Consider the following 21,052-nt stretch of genomic DNA (forward strand, 5'->3'; position numbering starts at 1 on the left):
CCGGCGGTTTTTCTGTTCTGTAACGCTTAAGAACCAAAATCAGCACTCGTGCGTTCAAAAGGCATATGACGCGAAAACCCTTTCGCACAGCCAGAGGCGCACGAGAGTCCCATGGACAGGGAACCACATCTTTCGACTTATCGCGCCAAGCGCGATTTTGCGAAAACGCGCGAGCCTGCGGGCCAAACCGATTGGGCTCCCTCGCAGCGCTTGCGCTTTGTCATCCAAAAACATGCAGCGAGCCACCTGCACTATGATTTCCGGCTCGAACTCGATGGCGTCTTCAAATCCTGGGCCGTCGTGAAAGGGCCTTCCCTCGATCCACATGACAAGCGCCTGGCCGTCGAGGTGGAGGATCACCCGCTGGATTATGGCGATTTCGAGGGGACGATCCCCCAAGGGCAATATGGCGGCGGTACGGTTCAGATCTGGGATCGCGGCTTTTGGGAGCCCACAGGCGATCTTTCCCCACAAGCCGCGCTGGAAAAAGGCGACCTCTCCTTCCAACTTCTCGGCGAAAAATTGCATGGCGGCTGGGCGCTCGTCCGCATGCGACACAATCGTTATGGCAAGAGCACCAAGAACAATTGGCTGTTGATCAAGCAGCGCGATGAAGAAGCGCGTGATGGCGAGGGGGAAGCAATCCTTTCCCGGGATCGCTCGGTGGCTTCAGGCCGCGACATGGCCGCGATCACTGCGGGTCAAGGGCCTGCGCCGACGCCCTTCATGCAAGCTTCTCGGCGCAAGGCCTGACAATGACAGCTGCGTTCCACCTCCCACACCAATGAGGCCAACATGGGCGTTGCCTTAACTCACCCCTATAGGGAATTCTGGCCCGATGCCGACGACGGCAAAGCGGTCACGAAAGAGGATCTCGCCTATTATTTCGAGACCGTGGGCGCGTGGATGATGCCCCACATAGAAGGACGGCCCCTTTCGATCTTGCGCGCGCCGGAAGGGCTTGGCGGGCAACTTTTCTTCCAACGCCATGCCGAACCCCATACGGACTCATTCCTCAAGACCATGCCGCTCGATGGCGAAGCTAAACCCTATTTCACAGTGGATTCGGTCGAAGGGCTGATTTCCCTGGCGCAGATCGCCGCGCTCGAACTGCATCCGACCAATGGCCGGCCCGGCGAGCCTGAAGTCCCAGGACGGCTGGTCTTCGATCTTGACCCGGGACCCGGCGTGGCCTTCTCCATCGTGACCAAAGCGGCGCATCAATTACGCGACCGCCTGGAGGTTTTGAACCTCGTTCCTTTTTGCAAGACAACCGGCGGCAAGGGTCTGCATGTCGTGACCCCTTTGACGGCGCCCACAACAGCGTCTTCGGACTGGGCCATGGCGAAAGCCTGCGCGGAGGAAATCTGCGCCCGCCTCGCGGCCGAGGAACCCGATCTCTACATCGTCAATATGGCGAAGAAGCACCGCCAACATCATATCTTTCTCGATTATCTCCGCAACGATCGGATGGCGACCGCCGTGGCGCCCCTTTCGCCCCGGGCGAAGCCTGGCGCTCATGTCTCCATGCCGCTGACCTGGGATCAGGTGACCGACGATCTCGATCCCAAAACGTTTACCTTGCGCACCGCCCCGGACCTCTTGGGCAAGGCCTGGGCGGATTACCATAAGGCCGAACGTCCCCTGGATGAGGCTTTGAGACGCCTCGGCAAGCTCAACTTCGCGAATGGTTAATTTCAAGCCATTAATATCGGGCGTTAGGAGCAATACCGATATTAACAGCTCTCGTTCTTTTCTCTCATTTCTTCATGTGCCGGCATAATAACTCGACCGATCGATGATATGTTGTACAATACGGTGTTATTTAAACTCATGACCTAAGGCTCGGCAGGATAAGCAGTAGAGCTCGAGTTCAGGGTCCATTCATTCCTTCGACCCCATGTTTTCTTCCATGAAAATCCTCATTGTGGTTTCCTGCTGTGCTTTTGTCACCGTGGCCCAAGCGGGAGAATTGACCGAAGAGAAAGAACATCGCGCGGAAGCGCAAGCCGAACGCATCTGCTTTTCGGCCAATTCCACACGTGAGCAGGTCGTAGCGCAACATCTCGTCCCGCCCTTCCAGATTATCCAGCGCGAGAGCCAGCAACGAAAGGCCGAGTCGCTCGGCGCGCGGCTCTGTCGCTGGAAGGGTCAACTCGTCTATGAAATCAACCTGCTGCGGCAGGATGGCCATGTCATTCACGTCTATTTCAATGCCACCAGCGGCACGGCGATGGCTGACGCGCGATAGAGCATTATCTTGACGCGAAGCCCCCTTCGCCTTGCGTCAAGATAATGCTCTTATTCAAGAACAAGAGCGCTTTTTGTGATTCGAAGAATGATGAAAGCGCTCTAGAATCATCTCCCTCCAGTTGAAAAGATTTCGACGCGGTGCTCCCCGCAGCCCGCTTGGACGCAATAGGAATTTCATCTTGCGCATTCTGGTGGTCGAAGACGACAAGGACCTCAACCGCCAATTGACGGCGGCTCTCTCCCAGGCCGGCTATGCCGTGGATCATGCCTTCGACGGCGAGGAAGGCTGGTTCCTGGGCGATACCGAACCTTACGACGCCGTGGTGCTCGACCTCGGTCTACCGAAGAAGGACGGGCTTTCCGTCCTCAAGGAGTGGCGCAAAGCCGAGCGCTCAATGCCGGTCCTGATCCTGACGGCGCGCGACCGCTGGAGCGACAAAGTCGAGGGCATAGACGCCGGCGCCGACGATTATGTCGCCAAGCCGTTTCATATGGAGGAAGTGCTCGCCCGGTTGCGCGCCTTGCTGCGCCGCTCGGCCGGACGGGCCAGCGATGAACTGGTCTGCGGCCCGGTCAAGCTCGATACACGCTCTGGCGCGGTGACAGTCGAAGATGTCCCGGTCAAGCTGACTTCACATGAATATCGTCTGCTCGCCTATATGATGTTGCATGCCGGCCGGGTGATATCCCGTTCTGAAATCATCGAACATCTTTATGATCAGGATTTCGATCGCGATTCCAATACGATCGAGGTTTTCGTCGGGCGCCTGCGCAAGAAACTGGGCTTCGACATTATCGAAACCTTGCGCGGCCTCGGTTATCGTGTGCCGGCCGCCGGCGAGACACTTCCGGCGAAATCCGCCAAGTCAGCAAAGTCCGACTCGTGAAATTGCAGCCGCCAGGATCGATCGCGGCACGGCTGTTTTTCCTGGCCGTCATCCTCAGCTTCACCATCCTGCTCATCGCGGGGATCGTGCTTTCGACGCTTTATCAAAAAAACGAGGAGATGAGTTTCGACGAAAGACTCGGCGTCTATCTGCGCGCCCTCATCGTCGATCTTGCGACGCCGCCGAGCCAATCGGATACAGAGGAACGGCAAAACGATCCCGACAAACTCGGTGATCCCCAATTCGATCTCGCTCTGTCTGGCTGGTATTGGCAGATTACGCGGCTTGATGGCGCCGAGCCACAGATCCGCACCTCACGCTCGCTGTTTGCGGCAAAACTGCCGAAACTCGCCGATCTCGGCGTGCCGGCCGGCATTGGTGGCGCGCGGCACGGCTATGCGATCGGCCCTGACGAGCGCCGCCTGCGGATCGTCGAGCGCATCATCGACGCGGGAGATCAGGGCATTTATCTCGTCCAGATCGCTGCCACCACCGAGGAACTCGACCAGCATATTTTTTCCTTCGAACTCGCGCTCTCAGTGACGTTCCTCTTGCTGGCGCTGGCCCTCATCGGCTCCACTTGGCTGCAATTGCGCTATGGTCTGCGGCCCCTGCGGGACTTGCGCGAAGGCGTCGTGGCGATCAGGCGGGGCGAGAAAGAACGGATCGAAGGGTCATTTCCGAGCGATCTGGCGCCTCTAGCCGACGAACTCAATCTGATGATCGCTTCCAATCGCGAGGTCGTCGAGCGCGCGCGAACCCAAGTCGGCAATCTGGCACATGCCCTCAAGACACCGCTCAGTGTCATCGTCAATGAGGCCGATGGAGAACAAACGAATTTTGCGGCGAAGGTGCGCGAACAGGCTTTGTTGATGCGTGATCACGTCACCTATTATCTCAACCGCGCGCGCGCCGCCGTGCGGGCGGGAACGCTTGGCAGTGCGACCCCCATCGAGCCCGTTGTCGCGGCCATGCAGCGAACTTTCGGCAAGATCTATCGGGATCGCAATCTGACTTTCGAGACCGATGTCCCAACTTCCCTCAAATTCAAGGGAGAGAAGCAGGATCTCGAAGAAATGATCGGCAATCTCGTCGATAATGCGCAAAAATGGGCAGTCTCAACTGTTACGCTGCGCGCGGAAGGCGAGTTGACCAACGAGGATCGAAAATTCCTGCGCATCACGATCGACGACGATGGACCGGGCCTTGCCGCCGAATTGCGCGCAGAGGCCATCAAGCGTGGCCGCCGGCTCGACGAGACCAAACCGGGCTCGGGGCTTGGTCTCTCCATCGTCACGGATCTCGCCGCGCTCTACGGCGGCGCCTTGACGCTCGACGTCAGTCCTGCCAGGGGATTGCGGGCGCAATTGCGGCTTCCGGCTGCGTGATACACATAGCTTTAAACGCGCGATCAAACCTCACCGTCGAAGGATTCCTGCCCCATGCTCTGGGTCGTTTTCGCCGTCCTGACCGGGCTTGCCGTCATGAGCGTCCTCTGGCCGCTCGCGCGCAAACCCCTGGGTCGTTCCTGGCGCGACAGCGAAGCCGATTTCTATCAGGCGCAGGTGAAGGAGATTGAGCAGGATGTGAGCCGTGGCCTGCTCTCGGCCCAGCAAGCCGAAGCGATGAAGGCGGAAACAGCGCGCCGTTTCATCGCCGATGCAGGAAAATCCCCCGACAAACGCGTCGGCGCTGATCTTTCCCCTCCTTATTCTTCGCCCTGGCCCGTCCGGATCGCCGCCCTTCTCGCTCTCATCATCATTCCCGCCATTACGCTCGGCCTTTATACGCGCATTGGCACGCCTGATCAGCCGGACGATCCATTGCAAGCCCGTCTCGACGCACAGCCGCAATCCATGGACATCATGGCGGCCATTGCCAAGATCGAGGCGCATCTGCGGCAGGCTCCCGACGATGCCCGCGGCTATGAACTGCTCGCCCCGATTTATATGCGGCTTGGCCGTTTCGACGATGCTTCCAAGGCCTATGCGGAAATCCTGCGTCTTGAGGGTGAAACCGCCACACGCCAAGCCGCCTATGGCGAGGCTTTGGTTTTCGCAGCCAAGGGCGAAGTCACCTCACAAGCGCAAGCAGCCTTCGCGGCCTCCTCCGATCAGCCGAGATCACGCTTCTATCTGGGGCTTGCCGCGGAACAAGCAGGCGATAAGGCCAAGGCGCGCGACATCTGGAACCAACTCCTCGCCGATGCCCCGGCTGACGCGGCCTTCGTGCCGTTGCTGCGTCAACGCCTGGCTGAGCTCGATGGCCTGCAGCAAAGCGGTGAGCCTCCAAATAGTCCGTCAGGTAGCAACGCCAGCGCCGCTAACATCCCACAAGGCGGCGCGGCGATTGCCGCCATGCCCGAGGCCGAGCGCAATGCCGCCATCCACACGATGGTCGATCGTCTGGCGGCACGGCTCGCTGAAAAGGGTGAAGACCTGGAAGGTTGGCTGCGGCTTATCCGCGCCTATACAGTGTTGAAGGAAGAGGCGAAGGCTCATGCGGCCTTGGCCGATGCCCGTCGCGCCTTGGCGGGCAATCAAGAGGCTGTGTCCCGGATCGACGCCTTGGCGCATGAGCTGGGCCTTGAGGGATGATCGAAGAGGGATGATCGAAGAGGGATGATCGAAGAGGGATGATCGAAGAGGGATGATCGAAAGAGTTGGACAAACCGCTTTCCCTTTAACACGGCTGGTTTTAGAGGAAAGCGGACGACTAGCCAGTATCCACCCTCATTGAAGCGTGACTTGTCGTGGTTCAATGAGGACAAGTGGATACAGTTTAAAAAGTGACGGTTCGAGAATCTATGATTCTCGATACGAGGCGCGAGGAAGGGGGAGCCCACGCGCGTTTTTGGAGACAGGCTCATCATGACGCGCAAGCAACGCCGTCTTTTTATGATTTTTGGCGCGCTCGGCACGCTCGGCGTGGCCGTGGGCCTGATCCTTTTCGCCCTGAGCGATAATATCGTTTTCTTCTATGGCCCGACGGAACTGGCCGAGAAAGCGCCGCATCCCGGCGCACGGCTGCGGATCGGCGGTCTCGTCAAACCAGGCTCGCTCGAGCGGGAAGCCGGCCAGACGGTGCATTTCATCGTGACTGACAATAAGCATGATGTCGCCGTCACCTATACCGGCCTCCTGCCCGACCTCTTCCGGGAAGGACAAGGCGTGGTGACGGAAGGGACATTGACCGGCAAAGAGACTCTGCGCGCCGACAGCGTGCTCGCCAAACATGACGAGCGCTATATGCCGCGCGAAGTGGCCGATGCCTTGAAAAAGCAGGGCGTCTGGCAGGAGGACGGGCAAGCAAAACCCGCGACACAGGGCGCAGCGGCGCCGCTCATCCGGTAATACCCCAATTCCACAGGAATTCGGGGTTCCGTTCTGGTGAATCTTCCGTTTCAGCGATTGACCAGAGTGTACCGCCTTATTCCTTCGGAATGGCGGTAGTATCAAAGACCGTTTCAAGCAATTCCTGCTTCCTTGCTCGCATTTTCGCTCATTAGGAAATGTGAAAATGCGAGAGTGTTGCAGCGCTCATCCTTTATGATCGCTGGCATGGGGATAATGTCATGATCGTCGAAACCGGCCATTACGCGCTCGTCCTCGCGCTGGCGCTCGCCCTCATCAATGCGGTCCTGCCGCTCTGGGGCACATTCACGCGCGACGTGCGGCTGATGGCTGTCACACCCAGCGTCGCTCTCATGCAATGCGCATTCGTGGTTCTGGCCTATGGCGCACTGACTTATGCCCACATCGTTTCCGATTTCTCGCTCGTCAATGTCGTCGAGAATTCCCATTCGGCCAAGCCATTGATCTATAAGATCAGTGGCGTGTGGGGCAACCATGAAGGCTCCATGCTTTTATGGGTTTTGGTGCTGGCTCTCTTCGGCGGCGCGGTCGCTTTCTTCTCACGCTCTATGCCGGCTGATCTGCGCGCCTGCGTGCTCGCAGTCCAGGCCTGGATCGGCAGCGCGTTCCTTTTGTTCATCCTGCTCACCTCCAATCCTTTCGCAAGACTGGCGGCGCCACCGATCGAGGGGAATGATCTCAATCCCCTGCTGCAGGACCCTGGCCTCGCGATTCATCCCCCCCTGCTCTATTTCGGCTATGTCGGGCTCTCGATTACCTTTTCCTTCGCGGCAGGTGCACTGATCTGCGGCCGCATCGACGCGCTCTGGGCACGAACGGTCCGGCCCTGGATCCTCATCGCCTGGATCGCCTTGACGCTCGGCATCGCCATGGGGTCCTATTGGGCCTATTATACGCTTGGCTGGGGTGGTTTCTGGTTCTGGGACCCGGTCGAAAACGCCTCTCTCATGCCCTGGCTGGCGGCGACAGCCCTGCTGCATAGCGCCGCCGTCATGGAAAAACGCGATGCGTTGAAAATCTGGACGATCTTCCTCGCCATTCTCGCCTTTTCCTTCTCTCTTATCGGCACATTCCTGGTGCGCTCCGGCGTCCTGACCTCGGTCCATGCCTTTGCGAGCGATCCAAGGCGCGGCATCTTCATCCTCGCTATTCTTGTCTTCTTCATCGGCGGCTCGCTGACCCTCTTCGCCTGGCGGGCTCCGATCCTGAAACAGGGCGGCCTTTTCGCCCCCATCTCGCGCGAGGCTGCGCTCGTCATCAATAATCTGCTCCTCACCACGGCCTGCGCCACGGTGTTCGTCGGCACGCTCTATCCACTCGCCCTGGAAGCCCTGACGGGTGAAAAAATCTCTGTCGGCGCGCCGTTTTTCAACGCGACCTTCGTGCCTCTTTCCATTCCGCTGTTCCTCCTGATCCCCTTCGGCCAGTCCCTCGCCTGGAAACGCGGCGATCTCTATGGCGTCGCGCAGAGGCTGGCCTTTGCCATTCTCTGCGGCCTTGGGTTCATGCTGCTGGTCGCCCTGTGGCATGGCGGGCCGGTGCTGAGCGTCATCATGGCCGGGCTCGCCCTCTTCACGATCATCGGCTCTTTCACCGATCTCGCCCTACGGCTTTTCGGCCACACAGCGGCAGGTTCTGAAATCTGGGCCCGTCTGCGCGGCCTGCCACGCTCCGCCTTCGGCACGGCCTTCGCCCATGCTGGGCTCGGCGTCACCCTCCTCGGGCTTGCCGCAACGGGCTGGGGCGCTGAACGCATCGCCCATATGAAAGTGGGCGAGACCGTCGATGTCGGCGGCTATGAATTGACCTTGACCGAGCTCACACCGCGTCAGGGGCCGAATTATACCGAACTCGTCGGCCGCACGAGCGTGCGCAGCGGCGGCATCGAGAAAGCTGTGATCGAACCCTCGCAGCGTTTCTTCCCAGCCAGGCGCTCGAGCCGCGCGGAAGCCGGCATTGTCACGCTCGGTCTCGGCCAAGTCTATATGAGTATTGCCGAGCAAAGCCCCGATGGCGGCGTGAATGTCCGCATGTTCTGGAAGCCGCTCGTCATTCTGATCTGGATCGGTGCTTTGATCATGGGCTTTGGCGGCCTGCTCTCCTTGAGCGATCGGCGGCTGCGCCTCGGCCTTGCCCGGCGCACCGCTGCCCTTCGTCAAGGAAGGCCGCAACCGGCGGAATGATCAATGTCCCTGTTCTCCTTTCCCCTCCAAACGTCCCGGCCCCACCCTCGCAGGCTCCGCACCCTTTGCCTGGCCCTGCTGATCTTGGGAACGGCCCTGCCGAGAGCCATGGCGGTCGAACCGGACGAGATTCTCACGGACCCCAAACTTGAGGCGCGGGCGCGGCACCTCTCGGCGCAATTGCGTTGCATGGTCTGCCAGAACGAATCGATCGATGAATCCCATGCTGAACTGGCGCGTGATCTACGTGTCCTCGTGCGCGAGCATTTGCAGGCTGGCGAGAGTGACGACCAGATCCGTGCCTTCCTCGTTACGCGCTACGGGCCTTTCATTCTCCTGCAACCGCCTGTGGAAACAGCCACCCTCCTTCTGTGGGGCACGCCGCTCCTCATTCTTCTCGGCGGAGGCCTTGCGATTTGGCTGGCCTCCCGCCGAAGAGGAGCGGAAGACTCACATCAGGCTGTTCCCCTCGATCCCGCCGAGCAAGCAAGGCTCGACGCCTTGCTCACAAGTCAGGACGAACAAAGGTCATAAGCTTTTCGATTCGCTCTCGCGCGTCGCGAGCAATTTATCGATCCGGCGCCCGTCCATGTCGACGATCTCGAAACGCCAGCCATCCCACGAGAATTCCTCGCCGACCTCTGGAAGATGTTCGAGCTGGTGCAGGGCAAAACCAGCGAGCGTGTGATAATCTTCCTCCTCCGGCCGATCCTTGACGCCCAGACGCTCAAAAGCCTCATGCGCTGGCATCATGCCCTCGATCAGGAGGGAACCATCCGCGCGCTCGACAATATCGGGAGTATCATCCTCCGTGGCGGCGAGATCGCCGGCGATCGCTTCCAGAAGATCGGTCTGCGTCACAATCCCTTCGAGACTGCCATATTCATCCACGACCAAAGCCAGCCTGACCGGCGCGCGCTTGAATTGCTCCAGCACACGAAACACCGGCGTCGATTCATGCACGACGAGCGGCTCGCGCAGAGCCGCGGCGGCATTAATCTGCCCCCCGTCGAGAACCTGATCGAGCAATTCCTTCTTGGAAACCATGCCAAGCGGCTCGTCGATATTGCCGCGTCCAGCCAGTAATTGCTCGTGCCGGCATTCCCGAATCGATTTGAGAATGTCATCCGGCTTATCGTCGAGATCAATCCAATCGAGATCGACGCGAGGCGTCATAATATCGCCGATCCGGCGCTGCCCGATATTGAACACGCGGTCGAGAACTTCCTGCTGCGCTTCCTGCAGCAAACCGGCCTTGCGGCTCGCCGCGACCAGCAATTTCAACTCTTCCGGGGAATGGCGTGATTCCTCGCCCTTTCCAGCCTGAAGACCAACGATGCGCAAAACCATATTACCAAGCGTATTCAAGGCTATAATCGCCGGTCGCAGGACGAATTGGAACACATTGAGGGGGCCGACGACGAAAAGCGCGGTCCGTTCCGTTCGCTGCAGAGCAAGGCTTTTGGGAGCCAATTCACCGAGCACAATATGCAAGGCGGTGATGATGATGAAGGAAATGGCGACGGAGATTGCGTGCGAGCCGGCGGACATCCAGTCACGCGGCAAGGCGCTGAACAGAGGCTCGATGAGATGCGCCAGGGCCGGTTCGCCGATCCAGCCAAGGCCGAGCGAGGAAATGGTGACGCCGAGCTGAGTCGCGGCGAGATTGAGATCCAGATGGTTGAGAGTCGTTTGCAGGCTCAACGCATTGACGCGCTTGGCGGCCACGAGTTCGGCCACGCGGCTCCGCCGGACCGAGACCAGCGCGAATTCGGCGGCGACGAAAAAACCATTGGCGAAGACCAGCAGGAAAACAGCAAGAATCCCGAGGATATCACTCAGACTACTGCCATCGCCCATGGGCGTCATCTCCTTTTCCTTGAGCAGGATGCATGTAAAGGGCCATTATCGGAAATATAAAGCCCGTGATCAAACTCGCTTTTTTCAGCCGGGCGGAAGGGAGCTGCCCTTTCCGCCGCAAAATTGAGCCCGTTCGAACTGGACATTTCCCTGAGCCGGCTCTCGCAAAACCTTGCTGATCTCGAAATCCTGGCGGGCAATACCCGCGCGTGCCCCCGTATGTTTGATGGTTCTATCAAAAAATTGGACAACCATTGAGTCCAAGATCGCCGTGCGGGCTCTTTTCCGATAAACATTTGTTTTATCGGGAGGTTGAAGAAAACGGAAAGCGATTTTTCAGCCCCTTGGGCATGATTGCCCGCCACGTTGGGTTCAAGCCGTCGCCTAAAAGACCGCCCAGAGATCATCCAAGAGAGCACTTCACGCGAATCTTACAAAAGTTTCATTCCACCGAAATGGCGATGTAAGCCGGCTTCCCCCATTTTCTCAACAAGCGAAAGAGGTTCGAGCCCTTTCGACTCGAAATATCGAGCGAGTTTACGAGATAAATGGAGCAAATAATGCCGCAATTGGAATTTCCCCCGCAGGATAAAGGCGCCGCACGGAACGCCGCCACGCCACGCTCGCAGCGTCGGCCGGGGATGCGCGCCATCCTGCTCGGCGCCACAGCGGCCGTGGCCCTGACCGGTGCCTTCACGCATTCCGTCCTGCTGCCGCAAGCGGCCAATGCCGAAACACCCACCCTGAACGTGCCGGTGAATGCGCCGAATAGCAGCCCAGTCGTCGGACCGGTCTCTTTTGCCGATGTGGTCGACCATGTGCGGGGGGCTGTCGTTTCGGTCAAGGTCAAGATTACCGAAACCGCCGATAATGAAGAGGCCAATACCGGAAACGACATGCCTCAATTCGCCCCGGGCGATCCCCTGGAGCGTTTCTTCCGCCGCTTTGGCGAACAAGGAGGCGTCCCCTTCAACAAACATAGCGGCAAGCCACGGACCGGCCAGGCGCAGGGTTCGGGATTCATCATTTCGAGCGATGGCTATGTCGTCACCAATAATCATGTCGTCGAAAACGCGACAGAGGTCAGCCTGACGACCGATGGCGGTCAGACCTTGACCGCGAGCGTGGTTGGCACCGACAAGAAGACTGATCTCGCTCTCTTGAAGATCAATGGCTCGGGCACCTATCCCTTCGTCAAATTCTCCAACGAGACACCCCGTGTCGGCGAATGGGTCATCGCTGTCGGCAATCCTTTCGGTCTCGGCGGCACGGTGACGGCAGGCATTATTTCAGCGCGCGGCCGCGATATCGGCGCCGGCCCCTATGACGACTTCCTGCAGGTCGACGCCCCGGTCAATCGCGGCAATTCCGGTGGCCCGACCTTCAACGCCAAGGGCGACGTGGTCGGCGTCAATACGGCGATCTTCTCACCGTCCGGCGGCAGCGTCGGCATCGGCTTCGCCATTCCCGCGGAGGTTGCGCAAAACGTCATCACCTCCTTGCGGGAGAAAGGCACGGTCGCGCGCGGTTGGATCGGCGTCCAGATTCAGCCTGTGACAGCGGAAATCGCCGATAGTCTCGGCCTGAAAACCAGCAAGGGCGCCCTGGTTGCCGAGGCACAGCCGAATTCTCCCGCGCTCTCGGCCGGTATCCGCTCCGGTGACGTGATCCTCGGCGTCGATGGCGAACGCATCGATGGTCCGCGCGAACTGGCCCGCAAGATAGCGGCGCTCGGCCCTGGCAAGAGCACCAATCTCATGTATTGGCACGATGGCTCGGAAAAGACCGTCGCGGTGAAACTCGGCAATCTGCCAAATGACAAGGAAGCCAAGGCGGACATCACGACACGCCCCGATAAAAACGTCCTCGGCGATCTCGGTCTGACGCTCGCCCCGGCGGCGCAGGTCCCCGGCGCCGGCGATGAAGGTGTAGTCGTCTCCGACATCGATCCCGATGGCGTTGCCGCACAAAAGGGTTTGCGTGTCGGTGATGTCATTCTCGAAGCCGGTGGGCACGCTGTCAGCCGTCCGGCCGAAATCGGCGCGACCTTGAGCACCGCCAAGAAAGATGGCCGCAAGGCCGTGCTCATGCGTGTCAAGAATCGGGAAGGCACCCGCTACGTCGCGCTTGCGACCACTCCGGCTTCCTGACTGAGATCGTCTGCAAGCCAGCCTGTGCCCCCTTCGCAGGCTGATTCAGATGGCGCGCGCCGGGAGCATCCCGCTTCCGGCGCGCCGCATATTCAAAGCCTTTTCTCTCGACCTTTTCGTTCTCCGAGCGAGACAAATCATTTGGAATTCCGTTATCATGCAGCCTATGCGCATTCTTATCGTTGAGGACGATCCTGAAGCCTCTCAATATATGGTCAAGGCCTTTCGCGAGGCCGGCCACCTCGCCGATCATGCAGGCGATGGCCTTGCTGGCTATCAAAAGGCTTGTGAGGAGAATTATGACGTCCTGATCGTTGATCGCATGCTGCCCAAACTCGATGGTTTGTCCCTGATCGGCGGTTTACGCGCCCAAAAGATCGAGACCCCTGTCCTGATCCTGTCTGCGCTCGGCCAGGTCGATGACAGGGTGAAGGGCCTGCGCTCCGGCGGCGACGATTATCTGCCGAAACCCTATGCCTTTTCCGAATTGCTCGCGCGCGTGGAAGCACTCGCCCGCCGCAAGCCGCCGGGCACGGCCGAGGAGACCATCTATCGCATCGGCGGGCTCGAACTCGACCGCCTCGCGCATAAGCTGACCCGCGACGGCAAGGAAATCATTCTGCAACCGCGTGAATTTCGCCTGCTCGAATATTTGATGAAACATGCCGGCCAGGTCGTGACACGCACCATGTTGCTCGAACATGTCTGGGATTATCATTTCGATCCGCAGACCAATGTCATTGACGTGCATATTTCCCGGCTACGCTCCAAGATTGACAAAGGCTTCGATCCACCACTCCTGCAAACCATCCGCGGCATAGGATATATGATCCGTGACAGCGATCATTAAACTGTTCCGCTCCACCGTCTTCAAGGTCTCCTTCGCCTATCTCCTCATCACCGCCATAGGTGCGGGATTAGTGCTCGGCCGCATTGGCTGGCATATCAAGGAACTCATCGAAGATCAGATCGGACAGACGGTGGATGCCGATATTACCGGCCTTGCCGAGCAATATGCACAAGGTGGCATTACACGCCTTGTCGAAATCATCGAACAACGAACGAGACAGCCTGGCGCCGATCTCTATCTCGTCACGACCCATGCGGGTCAGCCCATCGCAGGTAATATCGCCCGCCTGCCGGAAGGCATTCCGAGCTATTCGAGCCTCGTCAAGACTCAATATCAACGCCCGAATGAAGCCAAGAAGCATCACGCGATCGCCCGCATCTTCGCTTTGCCCGGTGGCTTTCGTTTGCTTGTCGGCCATGATCTCGAAGAAGGCGAAAGCTTGCGCCGCATCGTCGGTGGCGCGCTCGTCACCTCGCTGATCTGGCTCATTGTCATCGGAACCTTGGGCGGCCTGTGGATTGCCCGCCGTGTGCTCAATCGCATCGACGCCATCAATGCCCAGGCTAAGACCATTGTCGCGGGCGATCTCTCCCGCCGCCTGCCGCTCGCTGGCACCGGCGACGAGCTGGATCGGCTGGTGATGAATCTGAATACCATGCTCGACCGTATCTGCGCACTCATGGGCGGACTCAAGGAAGTGTCCGACAATATCGCCCATGATCTCAAGACGCCGCTGACGCGCCTGCGCAATGGGACCGAGGAAGCCTTGCGGCTCGCCAAATCACCGGAGGAATATCGCGGCGCCCTCGAAAAAGTCATCGAAGAATCCGATCGCCTGATTCAAATTTTCGACGCGCTCTTGATGATCGCCGGCGCCGAGGCGGGCAGCGGACGCGAGGGCATGACTGAGTTCGATGCGACCAATGTCGTGCGCGATGTCGGCGAACTCTATGAACCCGCTGCCGAGGATCAGGGCGTGAAGCTTACGCTGCATGTCGAGCCCGATCTGTGGCTGCGCGGCAGTCGCGAGCTTTTGGGTCAGGTTCTTTCCAATCTCATCGACAATGCTTTAAAATATGGTGCGGAAACCGTCCCCGATGGTGCGGGTCCGAGCATCGATCTGAAGGCGATCCACATCGGCAACAAGATCGAAATCAGTGTCGCCGATCATGGGCCAGGCATTGCCGTGAAAGACCGTGATCATGTCCTCGATCGTTTCGTGCGGCTGGAAAATTCACGTTCGCGGCCGGGTTCCGGCCTCGGCCTCTCCCTCGCCGCCGCCGTGATGCGCTTGCATAATGGGGAGTTGCGTCTCGAAGACAATCATCCAGGCCTGCGCGTCGTGCTGACGTTTCAAGCTGTGCAAGGAAAACCGCATTCCGCCCCGCCCCTCATCGAGGCAACGGCCCTTTCGTGAGGCGCGCCAAATGCCCAAAAAGAGACAAGACACCCAAAGAAAGGAAGACCATTCCCTGCCGCTCTGGCAGCGGCTTGTAACGGCGCCGTTGCCGAATGACCGACGCCGCGCCGAGGCCTTTTTTCAGGATCTTCTCTTGAAGGAACCGGAAGCCGCGCCGGAATGGAACGCGGTGATGCACGACAAAAATGTGCACGCCCTGATCGCGGCCCTTGCGGATCAATCGCCCTTTCTCTGGCATTTGATCCGCGCCGATCCTCTCCGCCTTCTGCGGCTTCTGTGTCATCCCCCTGAGCAGAGTCTCGCCTCTACGCTGCAACAACTAACCGAGACGGCTGCCAAGACAGAAGCCCCCACAGATCTTATGCTTCCCTTGCGGCGCGCACGGCAGGAAATCGCCCTTCTGGTTGCCCTCGCCGATCTCGGCGGCGTCTGGGATTTCGCCTCGATCATCGATGCCTTGTCGCGATCAGCCGATGCCTTTATCGGCCAGGCGCTCGACGTCTTGCTGCGGCAGGAGATCATCAAGGGACATTTCAAAAATCTCGATCGTGATAAGCCCGCGCAAAATTGCGGCCTCGCCATTATCGCGCTCGGCAAGCTTGGCGCTCATGAACTCAATTATTCGAGCGATGTCGATTTAATGGTGATCTACGATCCCGCCGTCGTCACGCTCGATTCAAAACAGGAGGCCGGCCCCCTCTTCGTCCGCATCACCAAACAATTCGTGCGCCTGCTTCAGGAAACGACGCCCGATGGTTTCGTGTTGCGTGTGGATTTGCGCCTACGCCCCGATCCCGGTTCCACAGCCATTGCCATGAGTGCCCCAGCGGCGCTCGATTATTATCAGATCCTCGGCCAGAACTGGGAACGCGCGGCTATGATCAAGGCGCGCTACGTCGCTGGCGATCGGGAACGCGCGGAAACCTTTCTCGCCGCGCTCGCGCCCTTCATCTGGCGCAAATATTTCGACTATGCGGCCATCGCCGACATTCACGCGATGAAACGCCAGATCCATGCCTTCCGTGGCCATGCCGAAATCACGGTCAAGGGCCATGACATCAAGCTCGGCCGCGGTGGCATTCGCGAGATTGAATTCTTCGTCCAGACCCAGCAATTGATCTTTGGTGGCAAACGACCACGCCTGCGCGGGTCAACGACCCTCGCCATGCTCGGCGAATTATCGGCCGAGGGATGGATTACGAAGGAAGCCACAGAAGATCTCACACGCGCCTATATTTTTCTGCGGACGATCGAGCATCGCTTGCAAATGGTCGCCGACGAACAGACCCAGCGCCTGCCCGCCGAGACAAAGGCGCTGCGCCAATTCGCCCGCTTCTGCGGGGCAAGCAGTGAAAAATCTTTCACTGACGAGATGATGCATCATCTGCATCTCGTTTCCTTCCATTATGCACGCCTGTTCGAACAGGCCCCAAGCCTCGACACTGCCATGGGCAGTCTTGTCTTCACCGGTGTCAATGATGATCCGGAAACACTCGAGACCCTGCGGCAACTGGGCTATGCTAAACCGGAACAGGTCACGGAGATGGTGCGCGGCTGGCATTTCGGCCATCACGCCGCAATCCGGGGAACGCGTGCGCGCGAGGTCTTGACCGAACTCGTGCCACAACTCCTGCAAGCCTTCGCGCATTCAGGTGATCCTGACGCTGCCGTCGCCTTGTTCGATCAGGCATTGGCCCGCATGCCGGCCGCCGTCGAGCTGTTTTCCATCCTCAAATCGAATCCGCGCCTTTGCGAATTGTTCGGCGATATTCTCGGCGGTGCGCCCCGTTTCGCTCACGTCGTCATCGCCTATCCGCATTTGCTCGATGCCATGATCGACGGGCGGATGTTGCATTCGGAACTGAGTGAGGAAGCTTTCGACACGCGCGCGCATACATTTCTGGAGAAAGCCAAAAACACAGAGGATTTCCTGGATGCGGCGCGCGATTTCGCGCGCGAGGAAAATTTCTTGATCGGCCTCCGGCTTCTCAGCGGATTAATCGAACCGCCGCAGGCTGGCACCGCTTTTTCGGCGCTCGCCCGCACCCTCATCAAAGCCTGCCTTGCCCATGTCGAAAAGGCTTTCGCGAAGGAACACGGCAAAATCGCCAAGGGATGCATCGTCGTCGTGGCGCTCGGCAAGCTGGGCTCGGGAGAAATGACGGCAAGTTCCGATCTCGATCTCATCGTCATCTATGATTTCGACGCCGAAACGCCCCAGTCGGATGGGCGGCATCCGCTGCATGCCCTGCAATATTATACCCGTCTCGCCCAACGTCTGATTTCCGCTCTCACCGTCGCGACACGGCGCGGCCGTCTCTATGATGTCGATCTGCGCCTGCGCCCCAGTGGCCGCAAGGGACCCATCGCCACACAATTCGAGAGCTTTGTCGATTACCAATATAATGACGCGGAAAGCTGGGAGCATATGGCGCTGGTCCGGCAGCGCATTGTCGCCGGCGATGCAGGCCTTGCGGCACGCACACAGGCCGCCATCGAGCGCATCTTGCGCTTGCCACGCGACAAAAGCCTGAACGGCGATGTTCTCGCCATGCGCCGTTTGGTCGCTCGCGAAAAAGGAGAGACAGACCCGGCCGATCCCAAACATATTGCCGGCGGCCTCATGGACATCGAATTCCTGGCGCAATATTTCGTTTTGCGGCATGCGCGCGAATGGCCGGATTTGATTGCGGGAACGACTGCCGCCATTCTGGAACAAAGCTGTCGCCATGCATTGCTGCGCGTCGAAGATTGCGCCAATCTGTTGCACGCCTATTGGCTTGAAACCAATGTCATGCAGATGGCGCGCTTGATCCTCGATCCCGAGATCGATGCGTCCCGTGCCAATGCCGCCGTCAAACGGCGTCTCGCGCAGACCGCCGACCTTCCAGATTATGCCATGTTGGAGCGGGCGCTGAAAGAAAGCCGCACGCGCGTGCGCAAGCTCTTTCTCACTCTTCTGGAACACGAAGCGGGATGATCATAGCTCCCCTTCAGAAAGGTTAAGGGCGCAAGGCTCTTTCTATCTCCTCACGCTTCAGTGGATTCATTTGTGGACGCCAGCATGGTATGCGGCAGGCACGCGTGAATCGTGAAAGGGCTCCCTCCCCATGACCTATAGACCCGCCGCTAACCGCTATGATGTCGCCACCTTCCGGCGCTGCGGCCATTCTGGGCTTGTCTTGCCTGCGATCTCCCTCGGGCTTTGGCATAATTTCGGCGGCGTTGATATTTTCGAGACCGGCCGCGCCGTCATTCGCCGCGCTTTCGATCGCGGCGTGACGCATTTCGATCTCGCCAATAATTATGGCCCGCCCTATGGCTCTGCGGAGGAGAATTTCGGCCTCATTCTCAAAAAGGATTTCACCGCTTACCGCGATGAAATGATCATTTCATCGAAGGCTGGCTGGGATATGTGGCCCGGCCCCTATGGCGTTGGCGGCTCACGCAAATATCTCATAGCCTCCCTCGATCAGAGCCTAAAGCGGATGGGGCTCGATTATGTCGATATTTTCTATTCGCATCGGCCAAGCCTCGATGTGCCGCTCGAGGAAACCATGGGCGCGCTGGTGCAAATGGTCCGCTAGGGTAAAGCCCTCTATGTCGGCATTTCTTCCTATGGCCCCGAGCGCACGCGCAAAGCCGCGGCCATTCTCAAAGCCGAGGGCGTGCCGCTTCTCATCCATCAGCCGTCTTATTCTCTGCTCAATCGCTGGATCGAGGTGAAACTGCTCGACACGCTCGCTGAACTTGGCACGGGCTGTATCGCCTTTTCACCGCTGGCGCAGGGTCTTCTGACCGATAAATATCTCAAAGGAATTCCGGCCGAAGCACGCGCCGCGCAAAATGGCTCCTTCCGCCAGACCATGCTGACGGAGGATAATCTGAACCATGTCCACGCCTTGAACGCTCTTGCCAGCGCACGCGGTCAAAGCCTCGCGCAAATGGCGATCGCCTGGACCTTGCGCGATCCGCGCGTCACCTCAGCCCTGATCGGGGCGCATAATGTGGCGCAACTCGATAATTCCCTCGATGCCTTGAACAACCTGTCTTTCAGCAAGGAAGAACTCCAAAAGATCGATGCTTATGCGCGCGAAGGTCATATCGATCTCTGGCGCGATCTTTCGGATTGACGAGAGACATATTCACCTCACCGAAGAATAAGCACTCGTCCTGGTTTCATGAAATAAACATCGTCAAATCGTTCTGTATGTCCGGCATAGCGATGTGTTTCCAGGACGGTGCGCAAACATTGCGGTTCAGTCAGCTGGCACCAATCCGCCTTGTTCTGTGCGAGCAAGGCGTCGACATGATCAATTCGCAGGAAAAACCGGGTCTGTTCCAAGAGAGCCGGCTGATAATTGTCCTTGAAGGAAGCCAGATCATAGAGGCCCGGGCCCGAGGCCCAGCCGGCATGGGCTTCGATAATATCCGGATTTTCCTCCGCGAAGAGCTTGGGGAAAGCGGCATAGCCGTTTTTGGCAAGCTGCTTATTGGTCAAAAGTCCAAGATCGACGACACGAATTCTATCGCCGCACAATCCCAATCCCCCGACATCCGGGGTCATGAAGGTAATCGTGCCCAGATCCAGCATCTGCCGCAAGTGATCTACCTGGACTCCTGTCTTGCAATAGGCAAGAGGCGTAACACCGAAATAATCTGGGGCGACACTCCTGCTTTTTATCCCTCTTGCGACCTCCTTGAAGACCTCCGGAGCACTCCTGTTCCAGCTGTAGACGATTGTCGCCAGGGTGATCACAGCCAGTGTCGCGGCAGGGAAAGCCGCTTTTCTGAAAACCGCGAGATGGTCGCAAAAAAGGCCGATCAGAAGCAGCGCGAAGGGCTGGGCGAAAAACGTCATCCGGCCCGCATAGCCCCAATTGCTGCCGCCGATCATCGCAAACACTTCTGCCGCGACAACGGGCGTCGCCAGGATCACCCATTGGCGGGGAATGGTCTTCAGGCCGCGCAAACGTGTGTAAAGTTCCTCACGCGATAAAAAGACGAGCGCCAGAAGGGCCGCAACGAAGGGGAGAAAAACTTTTATGATATCCGTGGCGGCAGCAAACCGGGAGCGCAAAGCTTCGAGACCCCGTGCGCTATAAGTGGGGTTCATCTTTGCGTAAATTGTATTCGGCAGGAGATCGCCAAACCAAACATACCGAATGGCTTCCTGCATGCCAGTCACGGCCAATCCAAAACCAGCCAGAGCGAAAAAGCTGCGAAAGCGTCCATAAAACAGCAAGGGCACCAGAAACACAGCATAATAGATCATCGCTTCGAACCGTGTCGAAAGGAACACCACGGCGGAAAGCAAGAGAAGAACACGATTCTCACGCACATACAGACTGTAGATGAAAGCGATACCGGAAGCGGCGAGGAGCGTCATCTCCATGCCATTGGCTATTTCACTCAAGGCCGGGCCGAAAATGGCGAAAACGACAAGAACGACAAGCCTGGTGCGCGGTTCCAGTCCAATGGCCTCGGCCATCAGCCAGATGAAGACCGTGGTCACACCTAAAAAGACAGCGGCCATGATCTGCGCGGCGAGGATCGCTCCCGCAAAGCCTGGATGAAACAGAGCAATCAACGCGTTGAGGATGAACCAGGAAACCGACGAAAATCCCTCGACCTGTTCGGAGACAGCCGTCAAAGCGATGTGGGCCGTCTCGGCGAAGGTTTTCGAATAGGCAAGCGTGATGGCGCCATCGTCCCACCCTCGTGGCCCCACGAAGATCGTGATCAAAGCAGCAACGACGGTCTGAAGGCCCAAGGCCAGCCCGAGCGAAGCAAGGGATGACAATGTCGGGCCAGATGGTTTCTTCAATGCGTCCACGTCATTCATCGAACAATCTTCATGCTCTGACTGTAGCGGAGCTATATCAGATTCTCGACGAGAAAGGATATAAAATCAAACCTCTATAGATCTTTGAAAATGAAGAGAGGATGTCGCGAGCAAGATCCCGCTTATGAGAGCAGACCGCAGCGACTAGAGCATCAGACCCAAAAGACCAATTTGATGCGTTTACAAAAAGATAGAGCATCGGACAGTAAAAGTCCGATGCTCTATTGTCG

Annotated in this window: 13 protein-coding genes and 2 pseudogenes; 13 read left to right on the top strand and 2 right to left on the bottom strand. The window is 58.5% G+C overall.

The window, feature by feature from the left end; translation table 11 throughout:
- Window positions 1–111: 111 nt before the first annotated feature.
- The 8 genes and pseudogenes from ligD to BIND_RS11290 all read left to right on the top strand — a co-directional run bounded on the left by ligD (window position 112) and on the right by BIND_RS11290 (window position 9,231).
- Window positions 112–1,695 (top strand): annotated as a pseudogene (gene ligD / locus BIND_RS21325) (non-homologous end-joining DNA ligase).
- A 217-nt stretch (window positions 1,696–1,912) separates the two neighbouring features.
- The gene (locus BIND_RS11260) at window positions 1,913–2,251 is read left to right on the top strand and encodes a PepSY domain-containing protein (protein ID WP_148210619.1); all 339 of its coding nucleotides are present in this window, start codon (window positions 1,913–1,915) and stop codon (window positions 2,249–2,251) included.
- Between the two features lie 181 nt (window positions 2,252–2,432).
- The gene (locus BIND_RS11265; protein ID WP_012385201.1) at window positions 2,433–3,140 is read left to right on the top strand and encodes a response regulator transcription factor; all 708 of its coding nucleotides are present in this window, start codon (window positions 2,433–2,435) and stop codon (window positions 3,138–3,140) included.
- Entirely contained in the window at window positions 3,137–4,528 is a 1,392-nt protein-coding gene (locus tag BIND_RS11270) for a sensor histidine kinase (protein ID WP_012385202.1), read from the top strand. Before BIND_RS11265 ends, BIND_RS11270 begins: the two co-directional genes overlap by 4 nt.
- 54 nt (window positions 4,529–4,582) lie before the next feature.
- Window positions 4,583–5,737: a c-type cytochrome biogenesis protein CcmI gene (ccmI, locus tag BIND_RS11275; RefSeq protein ID WP_012385203.1), complete on the top strand. Its 1,155-nt coding sequence runs from the start codon at window positions 4,583–4,585 to the stop codon at window positions 5,735–5,737.
- A gap of 273 nt (window positions 5,738–6,010) precedes the next feature.
- Window positions 6,011–6,493, top strand: coding sequence for a cytochrome c maturation protein CcmE (gene ccmE, locus BIND_RS11280; protein WP_012385204.1), 483 nt, complete (start codon window positions 6,011–6,013; stop codon window positions 6,491–6,493).
- A gap of 221 nt (window positions 6,494–6,714) precedes the next feature.
- On the top strand, window positions 6,715–8,697 hold the full coding sequence (locus BIND_RS11285) for a heme lyase CcmF/NrfE family subunit (protein WP_012385205.1): 1,983 nt from the start codon (window positions 6,715–6,717) through the stop codon (window positions 8,695–8,697).
- Between the two features lie 3 nt (window positions 8,698–8,700).
- Entirely contained in the window at window positions 8,701–9,231 is a 531-nt protein-coding gene (locus tag BIND_RS11290; protein ID WP_012385206.1) for a cytochrome c-type biogenesis protein, read from the top strand.
- On the opposite strand, the gene BIND_RS11295 is transcribed toward BIND_RS11290, so the two are convergent.
- Window positions 9,226–10,557, bottom strand: a complete 1,332-nt coding sequence (locus tag BIND_RS11295) for a hemolysin family protein (protein ID WP_012385207.1) — start codon at window positions 10,555–10,557, stop codon at window positions 9,226–9,228. The genes BIND_RS11290 and BIND_RS11295 overlap by 6 nt on opposite strands.
- A gap of 560 nt (window positions 10,558–11,117) precedes the next feature.
- On the opposite strand from BIND_RS11295, the gene BIND_RS11300 reads away from it, so the two are divergent.
- From BIND_RS11300 to mgrA, 5 genes and pseudogenes are all read left to right on the top strand, one after another.
- Window positions 11,118–12,707, top strand: coding sequence for a Do family serine endopeptidase (locus BIND_RS11300; protein WP_012385208.1), 1,590 nt, complete (start codon window positions 11,118–11,120; stop codon window positions 12,705–12,707).
- 166 nt (window positions 12,708–12,873) lie between these two features.
- On the top strand, window positions 12,874–13,557 hold the full coding sequence (locus BIND_RS11305; protein ID WP_012385209.1) for a response regulator transcription factor: 684 nt from the start codon (window positions 12,874–12,876) through the stop codon (window positions 13,555–13,557).
- A complete protein-coding gene (locus BIND_RS11310; protein ID WP_012385210.1) occupies window positions 13,541–14,974 on the top strand; it encodes a sensor histidine kinase in 1,434 nt (477 codons plus the stop codon). Before BIND_RS11305 ends, BIND_RS11310 begins: the two co-directional genes overlap by 17 nt.
- Window positions 14,975–14,984: 10 nt before the next feature.
- Window positions 14,985–17,957: a bifunctional [glutamine synthetase] adenylyltransferase/[glutamine synthetase]-adenylyl-L-tyrosine phosphorylase gene (locus BIND_RS11315; RefSeq protein WP_012385211.1), complete on the top strand. Its 2,973-nt coding sequence runs from the start codon at window positions 14,985–14,987 to the stop codon at window positions 17,955–17,957.
- Window positions 17,958–18,087: 130 nt separating this feature from the next.
- Window positions 18,088–19,110 (top strand): annotated as a pseudogene (mgrA, locus tag BIND_RS11320) (L-glyceraldehyde 3-phosphate reductase).
- Window positions 19,111–19,127: 17 nt separating this feature from the next.
- Here the strand turns inward: mgrA and BIND_RS11325 are convergent.
- Window positions 19,128–20,822 (bottom strand): hypothetical protein, encoded by a 1,695-nt coding sequence (locus BIND_RS11325; RefSeq protein ID WP_012385212.1) that lies wholly within the window; start codon window positions 20,820–20,822, stop codon window positions 19,128–19,130.
- Between the last annotated feature and the right edge of the window lie 230 nt (window positions 20,823–21,052).

It is taken from the genome of Beijerinckia indica subsp. indica ATCC 9039, from assembly GCF_000019845.1.
Taxonomy (GTDB): domain Bacteria; phylum Pseudomonadota; class Alphaproteobacteria; order Rhizobiales; family Beijerinckiaceae; genus Beijerinckia; species Beijerinckia indica.

Bases quoted from the DNA above. Each gene is read 5' to 3' on its own strand.
- BIND_RS11260 (WP_148210619.1), top strand. From the start codon at position 1,913: ATGAAAATCCTCATTGTGGTTTCCTGCTGTGCTTTTGTCACCGTGGCC.
- ccmI (WP_012385203.1), top strand. From the start codon at position 4,583: ATGCTCTGGGTCGTTTTCGCCGTCCTGACCGGGCTTGCCGTCATGAGC.
- ccmE (WP_012385204.1), top strand. From the start codon at position 6,011: ATGACGCGCAAGCAACGCCGTCTTTTTATGATTTTTGGCGCGCTCGGC.
- BIND_RS11285 (WP_012385205.1), top strand. From the start codon at position 6,715: ATGATCGTCGAAACCGGCCATTACGCGCTCGTCCTCGCGCTGGCGCTC.
- BIND_RS11290 (WP_012385206.1), top strand. From the start codon at position 8,701: ATGTCCCTGTTCTCCTTTCCCCTCCAAACGTCCCGGCCCCACCCTCGC.
- BIND_RS11295 (WP_012385207.1), bottom strand. From the start codon at position 10,557: ATGGGCGATGGCAGTAGTCTGAGTGATATCCTCGGGATTCTTGCTGTT.
- BIND_RS11300 (WP_012385208.1), top strand. From the start codon at position 11,118: ATGCCGCAATTGGAATTTCCCCCGCAGGATAAAGGCGCCGCACGGAAC.
- BIND_RS11305 (WP_012385209.1), top strand. From the start codon at position 12,874: ATGCGCATTCTTATCGTTGAGGACGATCCTGAAGCCTCTCAATATATG.
- BIND_RS11315 (WP_012385211.1), top strand. From the start codon at position 14,985: ATGCCCAAAAAGAGACAAGACACCCAAAGAAAGGAAGACCATTCCCTG.
- BIND_RS11325 (WP_012385212.1), bottom strand. From the start codon at position 20,822: ATGAATGACGTGGACGCATTGAAGAAACCATCTGGCCCGACATTGTCA.